Origin of the sequence: Microbacterium laevaniformans (assembly GCF_016907555.1) — a bacterium.
In the GTDB taxonomy this organism is placed as follows: domain Bacteria; phylum Actinomycetota; class Actinomycetes; order Actinomycetales; family Microbacteriaceae; genus Microbacterium; species Microbacterium laevaniformans.
The window spans coordinates 1,570,832-1,589,403 of the sequence record NZ_JAFBCE010000001.1; the positions used below are offsets into that span (position 1 = coordinate 1,570,832).

The 18,572-nt window shown below is 69.7% G+C and carries 18 protein-coding genes, 1 tRNA gene, 1 other RNA gene and 1 pseudogene; 6 read left to right on the plus strand and 15 right to left on the minus strand.

The features are described from left to right. Nucleotides 1-43: 43 nt before the first annotated feature. The 4 genes and pseudogenes from JOE53_RS07395 to JOE53_RS07410 all read right to left on the minus strand — a co-directional run bounded on the left by JOE53_RS07395 (nucleotide 44) and on the right by JOE53_RS07410 (nucleotide 4,282). Nucleotides 44-1,564: pseudogene (locus tag JOE53_RS07395) on the minus strand (MFS transporter). 81 nt (nucleotides 1,565-1,645) lie between these two features. Continuing rightward, nucleotides 1,646-2,830, minus strand: coding sequence for an acetyl-CoA C-acyltransferase (locus JOE53_RS07400; RefSeq protein WP_036290468.1), 1,185 nt, complete (start codon nucleotides 2,828-2,830; stop codon nucleotides 1,646-1,648). Then, complete coding sequence (locus JOE53_RS07405; RefSeq protein WP_197017308.1) at nucleotides 2,827-3,480, minus strand: 3-oxoacid CoA-transferase subunit B; 654 nt, start codon at nucleotides 3,478-3,480, stop codon at nucleotides 2,827-2,829. The genes JOE53_RS07400 and JOE53_RS07405 overlap by 4 nt, the downstream gene beginning before the upstream one ends. Nucleotide 3,481: 1 nt before the next feature. Then, the gene (locus JOE53_RS07410; protein WP_204947294.1) at nucleotides 3,482-4,282 is read right to left on the minus strand and encodes a CoA transferase subunit A; all 801 of its coding nucleotides are present in this window, start codon (nucleotides 4,280-4,282) and stop codon (nucleotides 3,482-3,484) included. A 106-nt stretch (nucleotides 4,283-4,388) separates the two neighbouring features. Here JOE53_RS07410 and JOE53_RS07415 point away from each other — a divergent pair, with 106 nt between their 5' ends. Then, nucleotides 4,389-5,177, plus strand: a complete 789-nt coding sequence (locus JOE53_RS07415) for an IclR family transcriptional regulator (protein ID WP_204947295.1) — start codon at nucleotides 4,389-4,391, stop codon at nucleotides 5,175-5,177. 117 nt (nucleotides 5,178-5,294) lie between these two features. Here JOE53_RS07415 and JOE53_RS07420 read toward each other — a convergent pair whose 3' ends face one another. From JOE53_RS07420 to JOE53_RS07460, 9 genes are read right to left on the minus strand one after another with little or no spacing between them, the layout of a single operon-like run. After that, a complete protein-coding gene (locus JOE53_RS07420) occupies nucleotides 5,295-6,203 on the minus strand; it encodes an alpha/beta fold hydrolase (protein ID WP_204947296.1) in 909 nt (302 codons plus the stop codon). Next, nucleotides 6,200-6,952, minus strand: coding sequence for a 3-hydroxybutyrate dehydrogenase (locus tag JOE53_RS07425; protein WP_204947297.1), 753 nt, complete (start codon nucleotides 6,950-6,952; stop codon nucleotides 6,200-6,202). The genes JOE53_RS07420 and JOE53_RS07425 overlap by 4 nt, the downstream gene beginning before the upstream one ends. Next, on the minus strand, nucleotides 6,945-7,622 hold the full coding sequence (locus JOE53_RS07430; protein WP_005050076.1) for a TetR/AcrR family transcriptional regulator: 678 nt from the start codon (nucleotides 7,620-7,622) through the stop codon (nucleotides 6,945-6,947). The genes JOE53_RS07425 and JOE53_RS07430 overlap by 8 nt, the downstream gene beginning before the upstream one ends. Continuing rightward, a complete protein-coding gene (locus JOE53_RS07435; RefSeq protein ID WP_204947298.1) occupies nucleotides 7,609-9,171 on the minus strand; it encodes a class I adenylate-forming enzyme family protein in 1,563 nt (520 codons plus the stop codon). The genes JOE53_RS07430 and JOE53_RS07435 overlap by 14 nt, the downstream gene beginning before the upstream one ends. A 22-nt stretch (nucleotides 9,172-9,193) precedes the next feature. Next, nucleotides 9,194-10,336 carry a branched-chain amino acid ABC transporter permease gene (locus tag JOE53_RS07440; protein ID WP_204947299.1) on the minus strand — a complete coding sequence of 381 codons (1,143 nt, stop codon included), beginning with the start codon at nucleotides 10,334-10,336 and terminating at the stop codon, nucleotides 9,194-9,196. Further along, entirely contained in the window at nucleotides 10,333-11,208 is an 876-nt protein-coding gene (locus JOE53_RS07445; protein ID WP_204947300.1) for a branched-chain amino acid ABC transporter permease, read from the minus strand. Before JOE53_RS07445 ends, JOE53_RS07440 begins: the two co-directional genes overlap by 4 nt. Continuing rightward, complete coding sequence (locus JOE53_RS07450; protein ID WP_204947301.1) at nucleotides 11,205-11,915, minus strand: ABC transporter ATP-binding protein; 711 nt, start codon at nucleotides 11,913-11,915, stop codon at nucleotides 11,205-11,207. Before JOE53_RS07450 ends, JOE53_RS07445 begins: the two co-directional genes overlap by 4 nt. Beyond that, nucleotides 11,912-12,700 carry an ABC transporter ATP-binding protein gene (locus JOE53_RS07455; RefSeq protein WP_204947302.1) on the minus strand — a complete coding sequence of 263 codons (789 nt, stop codon included), beginning with the start codon at nucleotides 12,698-12,700 and terminating at the stop codon, nucleotides 11,912-11,914. Before JOE53_RS07455 ends, JOE53_RS07450 begins: the two co-directional genes overlap by 4 nt. Before the next feature lie 36 nt (nucleotides 12,701-12,736). Further along, nucleotides 12,737-13,945 (minus strand): substrate-binding domain-containing protein, encoded by a 1,209-nt coding sequence (locus JOE53_RS07460; RefSeq protein ID WP_204947303.1) that lies wholly within the window; start codon nucleotides 13,943-13,945, stop codon nucleotides 12,737-12,739. A 151-nt stretch (nucleotides 13,946-14,096) separates the two neighbouring features. Between JOE53_RS07460 and JOE53_RS07465 the strand changes: the two genes are divergently transcribed. Then, nucleotides 14,097-14,528 (plus strand): MarR family winged helix-turn-helix transcriptional regulator, encoded by a 432-nt coding sequence (locus JOE53_RS07465; protein ID WP_204947304.1) that lies wholly within the window; start codon nucleotides 14,097-14,099, stop codon nucleotides 14,526-14,528. Continuing rightward, nucleotides 14,525-15,760, plus strand: a complete 1,236-nt coding sequence (locus JOE53_RS07470; protein ID WP_204947305.1) for an MFS transporter — start codon at nucleotides 14,525-14,527, stop codon at nucleotides 15,758-15,760. Before JOE53_RS07465 ends, JOE53_RS07470 begins: the two co-directional genes overlap by 4 nt. Nucleotides 15,761-15,931: 171 nt before the next feature. Here the strand turns inward: JOE53_RS07470 and JOE53_RS07475 are convergent. Then, nucleotides 15,932-16,007 (minus strand) — tRNA-Lys (locus tag JOE53_RS07475). A 115-nt stretch (nucleotides 16,008-16,122) separates the two neighbouring features. Between JOE53_RS07475 and JOE53_RS07480 the strand changes: the two genes are divergently transcribed. From JOE53_RS07480 to JOE53_RS07490, 3 genes are all read left to right on the plus strand, one after another. After that, nucleotides 16,123-16,962 (plus strand): inositol monophosphatase family protein, encoded by an 840-nt coding sequence (locus JOE53_RS07480; RefSeq protein WP_204947306.1) that lies wholly within the window; start codon nucleotides 16,123-16,125, stop codon nucleotides 16,960-16,962. 14 nt (nucleotides 16,963-16,976) lie between these two features. Next, nucleotides 16,977-17,573, plus strand: coding sequence for a hypothetical protein (locus JOE53_RS07485; RefSeq protein ID WP_036289820.1), 597 nt, complete (start codon nucleotides 16,977-16,979; stop codon nucleotides 17,571-17,573). 212 nt (nucleotides 17,574-17,785) lie between these two features. Then, nucleotides 17,786-17,923, plus strand: a complete 138-nt coding sequence (locus tag JOE53_RS07490) for a hypothetical protein (protein WP_204947307.1) — start codon at nucleotides 17,786-17,788, stop codon at nucleotides 17,921-17,923. A gap of 265 nt (nucleotides 17,924-18,188) precedes the next feature. Here JOE53_RS07490 and ssrA read toward each other — a convergent pair. Then, nucleotides 18,189-18,558, minus strand: a transfer-messenger RNA (tmRNA) gene (gene ssrA, locus JOE53_RS07495). Between the last annotated feature and the right edge of the window lie 14 nt (nucleotides 18,559-18,572).

Sequence of the window (18,572 nt, forward strand, 5' to 3'; positions counted from 1 at the left end):
CACTGCTGCGGGGACTGCGCGGCGATGTGCCGTTCACCTGGCGTCAGGCGCTCGCCTGGTTGAGCTGGGGCATCACGCTCGCACTGTCGATCGGCACGATCGTCGACACGTACCGCGCCTCGCGCGGGCGCGTCGTCTCGACCGACTCCCCCATCAGTGGGAGCGAACAGAAGCTGCTGGCGACGCGCCTTCGGCGCTGAGCACCGAGAGCCACGACGAGATCAGAGCCCGATCTCGTCGTGCACGAAGCCGGTGTCGGTCGCGACCCGGTCGCGCGCCGGCTGACGGGTCGCGCGGACGTCTCGACGGACCGTGCACTGGCGGAGACGTCAATCGAACGCCAGAGTTTCTTCCCCGCGGCGGCGCAGCGGAGAGAACCACGCGATCGCCGCGGCGACGGCGAACACCACGACGGTCGCGGCCAGAGCGCCCCGATCCCCGATAAGGCCGACGGCGACGCCGGCCGACAACGCCCCGACAGCGGCGAGCGTCCGGTTGCCCGCGCGTCGGTCGTGTTGGTACGCCCCAGGAACCGATCGGGGGTGAGCGTCTGCCAGAGGAGCTGCTCCGGCGTGTTCTCGATGCCCATCGCGGCGCCCTGCACGCCGATCGCGACGAACAGAAGAGCCGCGCCGAGCTCCGACGGCGGCGCCACGGCGACCAGGATCCACGCCAGCGGGTAGAGCGAGCGTGCGCCCACGATCGCGCGTCCCGCGCCGATGCGTCCCGTGAGCACGGCGGCGCTCGACGCTCCGATCAGGCTCGAGACTCCGAAGACCGTCAGCAGCAACCCGTACGTGAGCGCGGAGAATCCCAGCTCGCGAAGCGCCAGCAGCGACAGCGCCGTCAACGCCGCGCCGTTGGCGACGAACCAGACGTGAGTCGATACGGTGAGAGGGCCCAGCATCGGATGCCGGTACGTCCACCGCATCCCCTGGCCGATCTCGGTGCCCAGTCGGGCTGGGCGATGCGGCGCCCGCGGCTCCTCGACCCTCACGGTGGCGTTCAGCACGGCCTCGGCGAGGTAGCTCACCGCGTCGATGACGATGGCGAGGGGAGCGCCGACCAGCCCCACGAGGCCGCCGCCGATGCTCGGGCCGAGCGTCTGGGCCGCGGCATCCGTCGGGCCCAGTCTCATGTTGGCGCGAAGCTACCCGTCACGCGGCACGAGACGAGGCAGGAGGGATTGTGCCGCGGCGAAGCCGAACACCGAGAACGACCCGAACAGCAGGAGCGCGACGACCAGCATCCACACCTGGAGGATGCCGCATGCCCAGAGTACGGGTACCGCCCCGAGCGACAGCGCCCGCGCGATGCTGGCCCAGACGAGGATGGGTCGGCGACGCCAGCGATCCGTGTACACACCGGCGATGACGCCGAGCACGGCGTACGGAACGAACTGCGCCGCGTTGACGACACCGACCTCGAGCGGTGTCGCGCCGAGCAGCTGGACCACGAGAACGGGCATCGCGACCGTCGTGATGGCAGTGCCGAACGAGCTCAGCGCAGCCGCCGTCCAGTACCGGGCGAACGCCGCAGACCGTTCGTCGCGCGCTCGGCCCACGCGGTCACCTCCCCGTGCGTCACCCCGACGATAGCCGGGCCGGCCGGCGCGCGGTGTGCGGCGAACCGCCGGCGTCGCGCGTCAGCGCGTGAGCAGGAGCGCCTCGCCCTGGCCTCCCCCGCCGCAGAGGCCGACCGCGGCCGTGCCCGAACCGCGGCGGACGAGCTCGTGCACGGTGTGGACGACGAGCCGCGCGCCGGAGGCGCCGATCGGGTGCCCGAGGGCGATGCCGCCGCCGTGAATGTTCACGACGTCCTCCCCCACACCGAGCTCGCGCTGCGAGCGGGCGACGACGGCGCCGAACGCCTCGTTGATCTCGACGAGATCCAGATCGGATGCCGCGAGCTGCTGCCGCTGCAGGGCCTGCGCGATCGCGCGCGCGGGCTGCGCGTGCAACGAGTTGTCGGGACCGGCGACCTGACCAGCCGCGCCCACCACGGCGAGCACCGGCCATCCGCTCGCGTCGGCGTGCGCGCGTGTGGTCAGCACCACGGCGGCGGCGCCGTCGGAGATCTGCGACGCGTTGCCGGCCGTGATCGACCCGTCGGGCGCGAATGCGGGGCGAAGACCGGCGAGCGTCTCGGCGGTGGTCTCGTCGCGGATGCCCTCATCGGTGGTGATCGTCACCGCGGGACCGCGGCGTTGCGCCACCTCGACGGCGACGATCTCGGCGTCGAAGACCCCGGCATCCCGCGCCGCCGCGGCGCGCTGGTGCGACAGGGTGGCGACGCGGTCCTGCTGCTCGCGCGTGACCTCGAAGCGCGGGTTCAGCCGCTCCGTGGAGGCGCCCATGCTCTCGCGGTCGTACGCGTCGGTCAGACCGTCGTAGGCCATGTGGTCGAGCACCTCGACGGATCCGTAGCTCCAGCCCTCGCGCGAGCCCATGAGCAGGTGCGGCGCACGCGTCATCGACTCCATGCCGCCCGCGACGACGACCCTCGCGTCGCCGGAGGCGATCATCCGCTTGGCGTCGATGATCGCGGTGAGGCCCGACAGGCACACCTTGTTGACGGCGGATGCCGGGACGTCCCAGCCGAGTCCGCCGGCGAGGGCCGCCTGGCGCGCCGGGTTCTGTCCGGAACCGGCCGGCAGCACCTGCCCCATGATCGCGGCATCCACGGCCTCGGCGGCAATGGCGCCCTGCGCGAGCGCGCCGGCGATGGCGAACCCGCCGAGCTGCGCCGCGGTGAAGGAGGCGAGCTGCCCCTTGAGCCGCCCCTGCGGCGTGCGGGCGGCGGCCACGATGACGATGTCGTCGGTGCTCATGCGATCTCCTTGAGTGCGTCGGCGATGATCAGATCGGGTTCGGTGGCGGCGACGACCTCGTCGACGCTCACGCCGGGGGCCGTCTCGATGAGGACGAGGCCGCCGTCCGTGACGTCGATGACGGCCAGGTCGGTGATGATGCGGTCGACCACGCCGCGTCCGGTCAGCGGCAGCGAGCAGGCGTTCACGATCTTGGCCGAGCCGTCGCGGGCGACATGCTCCATCAGGACGATCACCCGCTCCGCACCGTGGACGAGGTCCATGGCGCCGCCCGGACCCTTGACCATCTTCCCGGGGATCATCCAGTTCGCCAGGTCTCCGGAGGCCGACACCTGCATCGCGCCGAGGATGGCCGCGTCGATCTTGCCGCCGCGGATCATGCCGAAACTCAGCGCCGAGTCGAAGAACGCGGCGCCCGGAAGGACGGTGACGGTCTCCTTGCCCGCGTTGATGAGGTCGGGGTCGACGTGCGCCTCGGTCGGGTACGGACCGACGCCGAGGATGCCGTTCTCCGACTGCAGCACGACGGTCACGTCGTCGGGCACGAAGTTCGGCACGAGCGTCGGCAGGCCGATGCCGAGGTTCACGTACGACCCGTCGGCCAGCTCCGCGGCCGCACGTGCAGCCATCTCGTTGCGGGTGCGCGCCATCTCAGGCTCCTTCCGGGATGTCGCGATCGGCGCTGTCGTCGACCGTGACGGTGCGGCGCTCGATGCGCTTCTCGATATCGGTGCCGACCTCCACGATGCGGTGCACGTAGATGCCGGGCAGGTGGATGCCGTCGGGGTCGAGTTCGCCGGGGGCGACGAGCTCCTCGACCTGCGCGATGCAGACCCTCCCCGCCATGGCGGCGAGCGGATTGAAGTTGCGGGCGGCCTTGTGGAAGACGAGGTTGCCGTGGGTGTCGCCCTTCGCGGCGTGCACGAGCGCGAAGTCCGTGACGATCGCCTCCTCGAGCACGTAGTCCCGTTCCTCTCCGGTGACGGCGAAGGTGCGAACGTCCTTCGGCGGCGAGGCCACCGCGATGCCCCCGGCGCCGTCGTACTTGCGCGGCAGTCCGCCCTCCGCGACCTGGGTGCCGACGCCGGTCTGGGTGAAGAAGGCGGCGATCCCCGCGCCGCCGGCCCGGAGCTTTTCGGCGAGTGTGCCCTGCGGTGTCAGCTCCAATTCGAGCTCGCCGGAGAGGAACTGCCGCTCGAACTCCTTGTTCTCGCCGACGTAGGAGGAGGTCATCTTTCGGATGCGCTTCGCGTTCAGCAGCACGCCGAGGCCCCAGTCGTCGACGCCGCAGTTGTTCGAGACGATCGACAGATCGCGCGTGCCCTGAGCCAGCAGCGCCCCGATGAGCGCGATGGGATTTCCCGAGAGGCCGAATCCGCCGACGGCCAGCGAGGCGCCGTCCGGGATGTCGGCCACCGCATCGGCCGCCGACGGGTAGGTCTTGTCGATCACGAATCACTCCTTTGTCACCGCGTATCGCCTCCATCCTCCGCCGTCCCGCACGGCCGCGCACGTCGGCGCTTGCCATGTGGATGCCGCGGCGCGTACTGTCCACATCGTGGAGTCCGCTCGACGAACCATCCCCGGTGCGCAGTCGGTGGCGCGCGCGGCGGCACTCCTGCGGCTCGTCACGTCGGCGGGCGAGCAGGGCCTCTCGGTCGCGGAGATCGCACGCCGCGCTGAGCTGACCCGCCCGACGACGCACCGCCTGCTCACCGCGCTGAGACACGAGGGCCTCGTCGACCAGGACGAGCACTCCGGCGCCTGGATGCCGGGACCGGAGCTCTATCTGATGGGCACGGTCGCGGCATCCCGCTACGACATCACCGCCATCGCGCGCGACATCGTCCGCGCGCTCGCGGTGCGCACCGAGGAGAGCGCGTTCCTGTCGGTGCGCCGTGGCGACGAGACGGTGTGCCTCATCCGCGAGGACGGCGCGTTCCCCATCCGGTCGTTCGTCCTGTCGGAGGGCATCCGCTTCCCGCTGGGCGTCGCGTCGGCGGGGCTCGCCATCCTCGCGTTCCTGCCTTCCCACGATGTGGACGCGTACTTCGAGCGGCACCCCGAGCTCGCCGAGCGTCACGGCACGGCGCACGCCGAGCCGCGCCTGCGCGCGCGTCTCCGCGAGACGCAGGCCCGCGGCTACGCCCTCAACCCGGGGCTCATCGTGGAAGGCAGCTACGGCATCGGGGCGGCCGTGTTCACGCGCGCGGGGCACCCGCAGTGGGCGCTGAGCCTCACGGGTGTCGACTTCCGCTTCTCCCCCGAGCGCATTCCCGACCTCGGACGCACGCTCCTCGCCCACGCGCACCAGCTGACCACCCGCATCGCCGCCGGCGCGCGCTAGCCGCCTCCGCCGCGCCGGCATCCCCGCCGAGAAACCACCTCGACGACGAGAAACCACCGCAGCGGTGATGTGTCGAGACGCCGATGGTTTCTCGGGATGCCGCGGGACGCGGCGGAGCTACGGCGCGTGCGGGACGGAGGCGGCGAGCTGCTCCTCCACCAGCGCGGCCAAGCGGTCGGCACCGGCGTGGGAGAGCACCACCGTGTAGTGGTTGAACTCCGGCCAGGCAACATGCGCGACCGACGGATAGGCCGCCAGCTGGGCGGCGAGGTGGACCGGCGGATACAGCCCGGGGATCTCGTCCTGCAGTCCCCGCGGCACAGTGACGAGGGTGGTCGGCGTCGTGAGCGCGTCGAGCGCGTCGCGCACCGTGTCACGCGTGTTCATGTCGACGGTGTCCTCGACCGTCGTGGCATAGCTCGTCGCCGGTCGGTACGAGCCGTCGGGCTCGCGTTCGAGGTCGTACGCGAGGTAATGCTCGAGCGCCGGCGACCAGTCGTCCGCGAACGCGGGGTGCGCGCGCCAGAACGCCAGATAGTCGTCCACGCCGGCGAAGCGGCGCGAGAGCCGCGCAGCCGTCGGCCCGAGGATCGCCGCGACGAGCTCGTCCGGCGTCAGGTCGGCCGGAGCCGCCAGCGGCAGTCCTCCGTCGACGAGGAGCAGACGCGCAACCAAGTCCGGATGCCGGTGCGCGAACACGACCGACACGAACGCGCCCATGGAGTGCGCCACCACGAGGTCGGGCACGGCGTGCAGCGCCGCGCAGACAGCGGCCAGATCGTCGGCGTGGGCCGCCATGCCCGCCGCTCCCTGCACGCCGTTGCTGCGACCGCGGCCGCGCAGATCCGGCGCGATGATCCTCACGTGCGGCAACGCCTCGGCGAGCATCTCCCACGCGAGGTGCGACGAGGTGACCCCGTGGACGGCGAGGATCGTCGGGGCGCCGGGGTCGGCCTCCCACACACCGACCCGCAGCGAACCGCCGGGGACGGCGACATCGACCGCACGCACCACGCGGGTGCTCATCGCGCCGTCCACCCGCCGTCCATCGTGTAGCTGGCGCCGGTGACCATCCCGGCGTGATCGCTCGCGAGCCATCCGGCGAGCGAGGCGACCTCCGTCGGCTCGATCAGGCGCTTGATGACCGACTCGGTGAGCATGATCTTCTCGACGACCTCGTCCTCGGCGATACCGTGGACGCTCGCCTGGTCGGCGATCTGCTTCTCGACCAGAGGCGTGCGCACATACGCGGGGTTGATGCAGTTGCTGGTCACCCCGTGCGGCCCGCCCTCCAGCGCCGTCACCTTCGACAGCCCCTCCAGGGCGTGTTTGGCCGTCACGTAGGCCGACTTGTACGCGCTTGCGCGCAGACCATGCGCACTGGAGATGTTGATGATGCGGCCCCAACCGCGCTCGTACATCCCGGGCAGCACGGCCCGGATGAGAAGGAAGGGCGATTCGACCATGAGCCGCTGCATGAAACGGAACCGCTCCGGCGAGAACTCCGTGATCGGCGCGACGGTCTGCACGCCCGCGTTGTTGACGAGGATGTCGGCATCCAGCGACAGGTCGTCCAGCGCCTCCGTCGCGGAGAGGTCTACGACCCACGCCTCACCGCCGAGGCGCTGCGCCACCTCGTGTGCGGCGTCGCCGTTGAAGTCGGCGATGACCAGGTGCGCGCCGCGCGCGGCGAACTCCTCGGCGCACGCGAGGCCGATGCCGCTCGCGCCACCGGTCACGACGGCGCGACGCCCGGCGAGATCCTGCTCAGTCATGGTCCTGTCCCCTCTCGCCGCGTGCCGCGAGCGCGTTGCGGATGAAGCGCATCATGCCGTCGATGACCGCGTCGGGGATCGCCGCCGGGGGCTGCCCCTCATCGTCGCGCTCCCACAGCAGGAAGCGCATGCCGATCAGCTCACCGGCGCCCATGAGGGCCCAGGCGGTCACCTCCGGGTCGAGACCGGCGTCGACGTCGCCGGATGCCTGGGCGGCGCGCAGACCGGCCTCGTAGCCTTCGACGATGCGGGTGTAGTGCAGCCGCAGCATCTCGGGCGAGACGAACTCCGCCTCACGCACCACGCGGTACAGGGCCGGGTGCGCGGCCGTGAAGCGGAAGAACCCCTCGAAGCCCGCGCGTTCGGCGTCGATGCGGTTGTCGGTACCCGCCATGGCCTCGGCCATCGCGTGTCGCACACGCCGGTTGAGATCGACGACGAGCTCCTCGAAGATCTGCTGCTTGCTGTCGAAGTAGAGGTAGAAGGTGCCGAGGCCGATGCCGGCGCTCTCGGTGATCTTGACGATCGAGGCCTCGTGGTAGCCAAGCCGCGCGAAGACGTCCTCAGCGGCTTCGAGGAGTTTGCGGCGGGTCGCCTCTCCGCGCTTGGTCAGTGGTTTGCCGGCCGCGGAGAAAGCCGCTTCGGGCTCGAACTGCTCAACTGTGCTCACGAGCACTTCCTCTCACCAGGTCGGCGGCCCGTGCGCGCAGTCGAGAACGGGCCAACTTCTCGATCGTGGACCGTGGAAGCTCGTCCACGAAGGCGACGCGCACGGGGACTTTGAAACCCGCGAGTTCCGCACGCGCGTGGGTCAGCACCTCGTCGGCGCCGAGAGCGGCCCCCTCCGCGCGCACGACGAACGCGACGCCGCGCTCGCCCCACACATCGTCCGGCACGCCGACGACCGCGGCATCCGCGATCGCGGGGTGCAGCAGAAGTGCGCGCTCGACCTCCGCGGGCGCGACGTTCTCACCGCCGGAGATGAAGATGTCCTTGCGCCGGTCGACGATGCGGAACACGCCGTCGCGGTCACGGTGCACGATGTCGCCGGTGCAAAGCCACGGCCCGGCCATCGCCCGCGCCGTCGCCTCCGCATCGTGGAGGTACCCGGCGAAGACGCTCGGACCGCGCACCCACAGCTCGCCGGTCGCCTCACCGCCGAGCTCCAAACCGGAGTCGGGATCGACCACCCGCACGTCCACGTGCAGGTAGGGCCGTCCCACGGCGCCGGGGTGCGCGCGGCTCTCGGATGCCGGCAGGCACAGCACGTTGGGAGCGGCCTCGGTCAGGCCGTAACCCTGGGTGAGCGGCACACCGGCATCGGCCCACCGCGCCGCGAGTGCCGGTGGGATCGTCGCCCCGCCGACGAGCGCCTGGCGCAGCCGTCCGCGCGCGAGCGCGGCGAAGCCGGGGTCGTCGATCAGCAGCCGGTACTGGGTGGGCACCCCCATCATCGCCGTCACAGCCCGCTCGGAGAGCAGCTGCAGCACCCGCCGAGGCTGGAAGGAGCGTTCGAGGACGACCGTCGCGCCGGCCCACCATGCCAGCAGCGGCTGACAGTTCCACGCGGCGACATGGAACTGCGGCAGCACCGCGAGCACGATGTCCTCGGCGGTCAGCTGGGCGACACCGGCCAGCGCGAGGTTGTTCCAGAAGCAGTTCGCGTGGGTGAGGACGACGCCCTTGGGCGCGGCCTCGCTGCCGGAGGTGTAGATGACGAGAAGCGGATCGTCGTCGCGGACGGCCCGGGCGGGCGCGGTATCCCTCCCGTCTCCGCGTCGCGGAACCGCGGCCTCGATACCGGTCGTTCCGAGCAGGGTCGTGGGCGGGGGTGCCTCCAGCCGCGCGAGCGCGTCGTCGGCCACCCCGAGGTACTCGTCCTCGATCGCCACGAGCGCGGGGGCCGCGTGCACGAGCGCCTCGCTCAGTTCGCGTGACGACAGCCGCCACGACAGCGGCACCATCGCGATGCCGGCCTTCGCACACGCGAAGAACACCACGACGTGGTCGATCGAGTTGCCGGTGATCGTCGCGAGCCGGTCGCCCGGGCCGTAGCCCGCGCGCCGGAGGGATGCCGCGAGCTCGCGGGCCCGGGCTTCGAGGTCGCCGTAGCCGATGCGCACACCGCGGTCGTCGATGGCGGTGCGGTCGGGTGTGCCGCCGGCGCGATCGGTGAGCCAGCGGCCGATCGTGTGCGCGCCGTCGAGGTCGCCGTTCACGATCTCCACCTCGTTCGGACGCTCATGCGCGCACCCCCGCGGGCTCCGCGACGGTCTCGTCCGCGTCGTCGATCTGGCGCAGCTGCGAGCGTGTGCGCTCACCTCGACGACGACGCACCGCCGCATCGATCGTGCCGGCGATGCCGCCAGGCAGGAACATCACCACGAGGATGAACAGTACGCCCAGCAGGAACAGCGGCTCCGACAACGGGATGCGCAGCACGTCGGGAAGGTCGCGGATCCACTCCGCGCGCGCCAGCACCGTGAGCCGCTGGTCGAGGATCGTGTACAGCACACCGCCCACGATGGCACCCCACCGGAACCCGACGCCGCCGAGAACCACCATCACGAGCACGGTGATCGTGAGATCGGCGCCGACGGTGCTGGGCTGCGTTCCCGACTGCAGCAGCATGTACGCGATGCCGGCGAGCGAGGCGCAGAGGGCGGCGAGGATGAAGACGAGCAGCTTCGCGGTGTAGGGGCGCAGTCCGAGCACCTGCACGCGCAGCTCGTTCTCACGCACCGCCTGTGCGAGATGTCCGAGCCGCGAGCGGTCCACCCAGAGCACGACGAGGTAGACGACCACCAGCACGCAGAGCGTCACCCAATACAGGTTGCGGGTGTTCGACACGCCCACGAGCCAGGAGGGCACCTGGTCGACGGGCAGCCGCAGTCCCTCCTCACCACCGGTGATGTCCTGATTGCGACGCACCAGCACCGACCCGGCCTGCGCGAATGCCAGTGTCACCATCGCGAAGGGGATGCCGGAAACGCGCATCGAAATGGCGCCCGTGAATGCGGCGATGACGAGCCCACCGACGAGAGCGATGAGAGCACCGGGCCACAGCGGCACCCCGAAGAACTTCAGCGCGAGCCCGAGTCCGTACGCGCCGACACCGAAGTACAAGGCGTGGCCGAAGGACAGCATCCCGGAGGTGCCCAGCAGCAGGTTGTACGAGAGGGCGAGCGCGGCGAAGACCATGCAGAGCGAAAGCAGAGCGAGCGAGCCCGGTGTGTACGTCGCTCCCTGCAGGATGCCGGGGATCGAGATGTTCAGCAGTGGCAACACGGCCATGACGACGACGAGGACGGCACCGACGACGAAGGGAATGAAGGCCCCGGTGCGGCCCGGCACGAGGGTGGGAACCCCGGTGGTGACGGTCATGCTTTCCTCCCCATGAGTCCGGTGGGTCGCACGAGGAGCACGACGGCCAGCAGCACCACCACGATGAAGTCGCCCGTGCCGCTCAGGTAGACGTTCGCGAACTGTTGCAGCACCGCGACGAGCACCGACGCGATCGCGGCGCCCGTGAGCGAGCCGAGGCCGCCGATGACGGTCACGATGAACGCGAAGATGAGCAGCGTCGCGCCCAGATGTGCCGACACGAACGTCGTGTAGTGCATGGCGAGGACTCCGCCGATGCCGGCGGCCGCGCCCCCGATCGCGAACACGAGGGTGAAGCTGCGGCGCACGTCGATGCCGAGGGCGGTCACCATCGCGCGGTTCTCGACGCCGGCCCGGATGATCATCCCGTATCGCGTCTTCTTCAGGAACAGCACGAGGGCGACGAGCACGAGGGCTGCGGCCAGCATCAGAACCCAGTACGTGTTCGGGATGCGCGCCCCGAGGATCTCGGTGGTCTCCTTCAACCACGCAGGACCGGCGATGTTCACGGCATCCGTCCCCCAGATGCCCTCGAACAGCGCGACCGCGGCGAAGGAGAGTCCGACCGTCACGAGAACTTGCTCGATATGACGCTCGTAGAGCGGGCGGATGAGCACCAGTTCGGTGAGCGTCGCGAACACCGCGCCGACGGCGGCACCGACGAGGATCGAGACGACGAACGAGCCCCACGAGGCCGTGCCCAGAGCCTGCGCCACCTGCCATCCGATGAAGGCGCTGAGGGTGAGGAAGGCGCCGTGCGCGAAGTTGAGCACGTGCATCAGGCCGTAGATGAGGCTCAGCCCCGACGCGACGAGGAAGTACAGCGCGCCGAGCCCGACACCGGTGAGGAGGATGAGGACGATGCTGCTCAAGAGTGCACCTCCGCGCTGACGCCGAGCAGGCGCGTGGTCAGGGCGTCGTCGTCGAGGATGTCGCGCGCCTTCCCCGTGTGGACGACGCGCCCACCGGCGATGACGATGGCGTCGTCGGCGAGAGCGCGCACGACGTCGAGATTCTGTTCTACGAGCAGGATGGGCACGATCTTGGCAGCCTCCTGCAGGGCTCGCGCGACGTCGTCGACGATCTTCGGGGCGAGTCCCTTCGTGGGCTCGTCGACCAACAGGATGCGGTTGTCGTTGAGCAGCGCTCGCGCGACCGACACCATCTGCTGCTGTCCACCGGAGAGCGTTCCGGCGAGCTGCGACCGCCGCGCCATCAGGTCGGGGAAGAGCTCGGCGACGAACTCCCGGCGCGGCTTGCTGTCACGCTCGGCGAGGGCGAGGTTCTCGGCGACGGTCAGGCCGGCGAACACCTCGCGGTCCTCCGGGACGTAGCCCACGCCGCGCTGGACGATGCGGTGGGTGGGCAACCCGTCGATGCGCTCGCCCGCGAGCAGGACCTTCCCCTTGCGCGAGATGAGCCCCAGGACGGCGCGCATGGTCGACGTCTTGCCGACCCCGTTGCGGCCGAGCACGGCGGTGATCCCCGCCGCCGGGACCTCGAAGGAGACGTCCTCGACGACCTGCTGACCCGCGATGGATGCCGACAGGTGCGTGACCGTGAGGATCGGTGCGCTCATGCGGCCGACTCCCCCGCCGGCTCCAGGCCGCGGCCGAGGTAGGCGCTCTGCACCACGGGGTTCTCCATGATCCGTGCGGGTGAGTCGAACGCGATGATCGACCCGGAGTACATGACGGCGACCTTCTGGACGAAGCCCATGAGCACGTCGATGTGGTGCTCGACCATCAACACCGTGCACCCGGTCGCGTTTTGCATCTCGCGGATCGTGTCCACGAGTCCCGCGACGTCGCCGGAGGCGACCCCCGCCATCGGCTCGTCGAGCAGCACGATCTTCGCCTCGGTGGCGAGCAGCACGGCGATCTCCAGCTTGCGCTTGTCGCCGTGGGAGATGTCGCCGGCCGCCGTGTCGAGCTTGTGGGTGAGCCCGACCTTCACGAGCTGATCGAAAGCGAGCTCCGTCGCGGCATCCGTTCTGCGAGGAAAGCGCAGCAATGAGAAGTTGCCACCGCGGCCGACCTGGGCCGCCAGGCGCACGTTCTCCAGCACGCTGAGGCGCGGGAACAGGCTGGAGGTCTGAAACGTGCGCCCCAGTCCCGCCCGCGCACGCTGTGCGATGGACGCGCGAGTGATGTCGACACCGTCCATCACGATGCGACCTGCGGTCGGCCGCGCGACGCCCGAGATCACGTTGAACAGCGTGGTCTTTCCTGCGCCGTTCGGCCCGATCACGCCGACGATGCTGCCGGGCGCGACGTCGAGGTCGACGTCTTTCAGGATGGTCGCTCCACCGATCTGCAGGCCGAGGCCTTCGATCAGCAGCGCGGACGGGACGGGGGTGCTCATGCGGATGCGCCTCGTTTCGGGATGCCGTGTCGCGATCTACTTCTTCGCCGGGGCGACCTGATCGGCGGGAACGGTGTCGACGAGCGCGGGTGTGAAGCTGCCACCGTTGGCGACGAGCTTGACCTGATACATGTCCTGGATGAGGGCGTGGTCTCCGGCGCGCACGGTGAGCGCACCCTTCGGGCCCTGGAACGCGTAGCCCTCGAGGCTCTTGACCATCGCCTCGACGTCGCCCTTTCCTTCCTTGACGGCGTGGACGATCATGAGTGCCGCGTTGAAGCCGTCAGGGGTGAACAGGTCGGGCGTTCCGCCGGCCTTGGTGACGGCCGCGACCATCTTGGTGTTCACGTCGTTGTCGGGAGCTCCCGGGAAGTAGTAGTTCAGGAACTTGATCTTCTCGGATGCCGCACCATAGGCACCGAACGTCGCCGAGTCGCCGAGACCGGTGACGACGGGAACGGCGTCCAGCACGCCCTGCTGGCTCATCGACTGCCACATCGCGCCGGACGTGGCACCGGCCCAGGCGACGAAGACGAGGTCGGGCTTCGCGGCGAGCACCTGCTGGGCGAACGGCGTGAACTCGGTGACGTCTTCGGCGACGAGCACACTGTCCACCGTCGCGCCCTTCGCACCGAGGATGGCGGTGACGGCGGCCTCGTTGCCCTTGCCGAAGGCGTTGTTCTGGGCGAAGACCGTCACGGTCTTGCCCGTGAGGTCGCCGAGGAAGGTGCCCGCGGTCGCGACATCCTGCGCGGACTGACGACCGCTGCGGAACGTGTACGCATTCACACCCGTCAGAGCGTCGGCGGCGGCGGGGCCCGAGATGAAGAGGACCTTGTTCTGCCCCGCCTGCTCGGCGACGGCAGCGGCGACACCCGAGGAGGCGCTGCCCGCCAGGATGTTCACCCCCTGACCGATGAGCTCCTTTGCGACGCCGACGGCCGTGTCGGGGTCGCCCGCATCGTCGCGGTAGTCGACGGTGATCTTGGTGCCGTCCACCTCGTTGGAACCGTCCGTGGCGTAGTCGAGACCGGCTTTGAAGCCGTCGAGATACTGCTTGCCGTAGCCGGCGAGCGGACCTGTCTCGCTCGTGACGACGCCGACCGTGACCTCCGCGGGTCCGCCGCCGGCGGTCGCCGCTCCACCCGTCGTCGCGTCCTGCGGCGCGCAGGCCGACAGGGCGAGAGCCGTCGTCGCGACGACGGCCACAAAACTCACGTGGAGCAACTTCTTCGTAACCCGCATGTGCGTGCCTTTCACCGTTGGAAGGAAGACCTGAGAACCGATTCAGGTACTGCAATCATGTTCAGGCGGACGCCCCGTGTCAAACAGCGCGCACCGACGCACGGTCACGATCCGACAACCTCTTTGCATACCTCGGGTATATGCTTGCGGTATGCAACACTCCGACGACATCCTGCGACTGCTCATCGGCGCGCATGCCCTCACACGGGTGGCGGCCCTGGACACCCGCACCGACGCCCCCTCCGCCCAGTGGCGCACGCTCGTGCTCCTCCGCGACAACGGACCGCTGCGCATCGGCGACCTGGCGACGCTCTCGCGGGTCACTCAACCCGCGATGACGCGGCTGGTCGCACAGATGGCGGATGCCGGGCTCTTGGAGCGAACGAGCGACCCCGACGACTCCCGCGCAACGCTCGTCTCGGCCACAGAGGCCGGCATGACCGCCCTCGACGAGTGGCTGGAAGTGCTGAGCTCAGCCCTCGCACCGCGCTTCGCCGACCTGGACGAGGACGAATGGCACACCATCCGCCGCGCCGCGGACATCGTCAACGCGCGTACACGCGTGGCGGAGGTGGCTCGATGAACAACACCCACACGTCCCACAAGGTCACCATCTGGCGCCAGCCCGCTCAGGTCTGGGCCGTCGCCTTCGCGTGCGTCATCGCCTTCATGGGCATCGGTCTGGTCGACCCTATCCTTCCCGCCATCGCCGAGTCGCTGCGCGCCACTCCCGTGGAGACCGAGCTGCTCTTCACGAGCTACCTCGTCGTCACGGGTCTTGCGATGCTCGTGACGAGCTGGATCTCTTCCCGCATCGGCACGAAGGCGACGCTGCTGATCGGCCTCGGCCTCATCGTCGTGTTCGCCCTGCTGTGCGCCGTGTCGGGAAGCGTCGATGCCGTGATCGGCTTCCGCGCCGGGTGGGGCCTGGGCAACGCCCTGTTCATCTCGACCGCACTCGCGACGATCGTTGGGGCGGCCTCGGGTGGCAGCGCGGCGGCGATCATCCTCTACGAGGCGGCCCTCGGATTGGGGATCGCGATCGGGCCGCTGCTGGGCGGCATCCTGGGCGAGCTCAGCTGGCGCGGGCCGTTCTTCGGTGTCGTCGCGCTGATGGCGATCGCCTTCCTCGCGGTGCTCGTGCTGCTGCGCGGCGGCGAGGAGAAGCGGACGCCCGTGAGGCTGTCCGCCCCCTTCCAGGCGCTTCGCCAGCCCGCGTTGGCGGTGCTCGCGATCGCGGCCCTCTTCTACAACATCGGCTTCTTCGTCCTGTTGGCTTTCTCGCCGTTTCCGCTCGGCTTCGGCGCGATGGGGATCGGTCTGACCTTCTTCGGCTGGGGCGTGGCCCTCGCGATCACGAGCGTGTGGATCGCACCGATCCTGCTGCGTCGACTGTCGCGCAGTACGGCGATGCTCATCGTGCTGCCGTTGCTGGCGATCGACCTGTTCGTAGCCGCGGTCGTCGTGGCCTCGGCTGCGGGGCTGGTCGTCTGCATCATCGTCGGCGGACTGCTCCTGGGTCTCATGAACACGATCCTCACCGAGTCGGTGATGGAGGCGACCGACCTGCCACGATCGGTGGCCTCGTCGGCGTACTCCGCTGTCCGCTTCCTCGGCGGGGCTGCCGCTCCCCCGATCGCCGCTGCGCTGTGGCACGCGTTCAACGCTTCGGTGCCGTTCGTGTTCGCCGGCATCTCGGTGCTGATCTCGGCGGCGACGATCCTGATCGGCCGTCGGGCGCTCGCGCGCATCGACGCGCACGATGCGGATGCCGCGGAAGAGGCAGCCGCGGTGCTCGTGGGCGACGCGGCATAGGCCGTCCTCGCCGGAGCTTGAGGGCAGTTCGGGAGGAGATTTCACCCCGGGAGGAGCGCAACGGCGCGTTCATCCTCCGGAGGTGATTTCTCCTCCCGTTCTGCGCGCGGGCAGGGGCGTCAGCGACGACGAAGGCCCGGTCCGCGATCACTCGCGGGCCGGGCCTTGCTGTGGTGCACCCCCTGGGACTCGAACCCAGAACCCACTGATTAAGAGTCAGTTGCTCTGCCGATTGAGCTAGAGGTGCGTTCCGTCGGCCGCTGAATCTCTCGAGAAGATCACTGGCGAACCGAGGGACAACGTTACCATCCCGAACGTCACACCGCGAATCGAGACGACGCGCGCCCCTTATCCTTGAGGGTGTGACCTCCCCCGCCACCGCGTCCGCCTGGAGCACGCCCTTCGACGGCGACCTGACCGAGGATCTCCGGCTCGCGTTGCGTCTTGCCGATGCGGCGGATGCCGTGACGATGGCGCGCTTCGATGCCGCCGATCTCGACGTCCAGGTGAAGGCCGACGCCTCCCACGTCACGGAAGCCGATCTCGCCACCGAGCGTGTGCTCCGCGAGCTGCTGTCGACCGAGCGGGCCGGCGACGGCATCCTGGGTGAGGAGTACGGTACCTCGGGCGACGCGGCCCGGCAGTGGATCATCGACCCGATCGACGGCACGGCCAACTACCTCAAGGGCATTCCGATGTGGACGACCCTCATCGCCCTCGCCATCGACGGCGTGCCCCGCGTCGGGGTGGCCAGCCAGCCGGCCCTCGGGCGACGCTGGTGGGCGGCATCCGGCCAGGGCGCCTGGACCAACACTGCCAACGGCGGCACGCGCCGCCTGGGCGTCTCGGGTGTCGACGCCGTCGCCGAAGCGAGCGTGAGCTTCCAGTCCATCGCGCAGTGGGACGAGGTCGGCCGCGCCGACGATCTGCTGCGCCTCAGCCGCGCAGTCTGGCGCGACCGCGGCTATGGCGACACCTGGCCGTACATGCTCCTCGCTGAGGGGCGACTCGAGTTCGTGGCGGAGTTCGGCGTCAAGGAGTACGACATCGCCGCCCTCGTGCCGATCGTCCACGAAGCCGGTGGAAGGTTCACCGACATCGACGGAGCCGACTCGCTGTCGTCGCGCTCGTCGCTCGCGACCAACGGACGTCTTCATCACGACTTCCTCTCCCTCCTCCGCGCTTCGCCCGCCATCTCCTGATCGGACCCCCGCCGATGACACGTGCACGCTTCGCACCCCTCGCGCTGTCCACCGTCGCCCTCGCAACGGCTCTTCTGCTGAGCGGTTGCACGTCAGCCGCGCCCTCGGCCGGCCCGGCCCCCACCGGCAACGCCGTATCACCCACGCCGACCGAGGCGCTGCCCGGACCGACGCCGGACACCTCGCCGACGACGGGCGGCGCCGTGACCTGCGACAGCATGATCGTCTCCGACACCCTCGCCGAGTTCAAGAGCAAGGGATGGACAGCCAAGCAGACGCCCTTCACGTTCGAAACCCAGCCGCCGAGCGCACCGATCGACGGCGGACTGATCTGCACCTGGGCGAATTACTCGGTCGCATCGGGCAACCTCATCGAGTTCGGCTGGGCACCCGTCAGCACCGCCGACGCCGAGACGGTGGCCGCACAGCTCGAGAAGGAGGGCTGGCGCCGTGAGCCGGCCGATTCGGGCTTCTACATCACGCAGGACCCGTCGCGCGTGATCACCGTGGATGACAAGGGATACGGCATGACGTACCAGTTCGGCGACGGCTGGGTCGCTGTATCGGACACGAAGCAGAACTTGCTGCTCATGCCGGTCACCGCCGGCTGACGCGCCGACCGCTCCTCGGGACCACCCTTCTCAGCGCGTCCACAACCGACGCTCACGAGACCCATCAGCCGACGTCAGTCGCGATTCACGCCCCATTTGCCGCGCGCCCCGCGCACGGCCCGCAGTCTGGGTGATCGCCGCCCCTTCCCCCTCCTACCTGATCGGTGCGGGCGAAGGCGGGCGACATCTCCCTCTCGACTGTAAGGAAAATCGTGATCTCGCACCGCACCCGACGCGGATTCATCGACCGACTCGGCGCGACCACCCTCGTCGCCGCCGCCGTCGTCTGCTCCATCGGCTTCGGCGCCACCTGCGCCAGCGCCGCCGACGCCGCCAGTCAGCCCCGCTGACGGCGAAGGACCACGCCATCACCGACGTCCCCGGCCTCGTCAACGGCCGCGAACTCGGATCGTTCACCGGGCTGGGCAGCCAGGTGGTCAACGCGCCGCGCTTACTGCGCTGCTCGTCGGCAGCATCGGCGCGGCACTGGTGCTGGCCGGAGGCATCCTGCTCGCGCGCCGTCGCACGAAGCGCACGGCGGGCTGACACCCGCAGACGACGAAGGCCCCGGCATCCATCGATCGGATGCCGGGGCCTTCGCCGGTGACAGTGGCGTCGTGGAGCTGGGGGGAATCGAACCCCCGTCCAACGCTGGGATACTGCGTCTTCTCCGGGCGCAGTCTGTGAAGACGTTCTGCTCGGCTCCGACCTTTGTCACAGACACCTAAGTCGACGAGCCCAGCCTGGGAAGAGTCCCGCGTGACGTCCAGGCGCCGTCACGCGGCAAGACCCCTAGATGACGCCAGGGTCCGTGGCGGGGTCACACACGGTCTGACGGACTATCGGGCTCGCTTAGGCAGCGAGGGCGAAGTCAGTGCGCTTGGATTCGGCACTTATAGGTTCGCAGAGATCGTTAACGAGATAACCCTGCATCCTCGGCCCGCTTCTCGCAGATTCACAGACGCTGTCGAAACCGATCAGCCCCGTGTGCGTCACGGC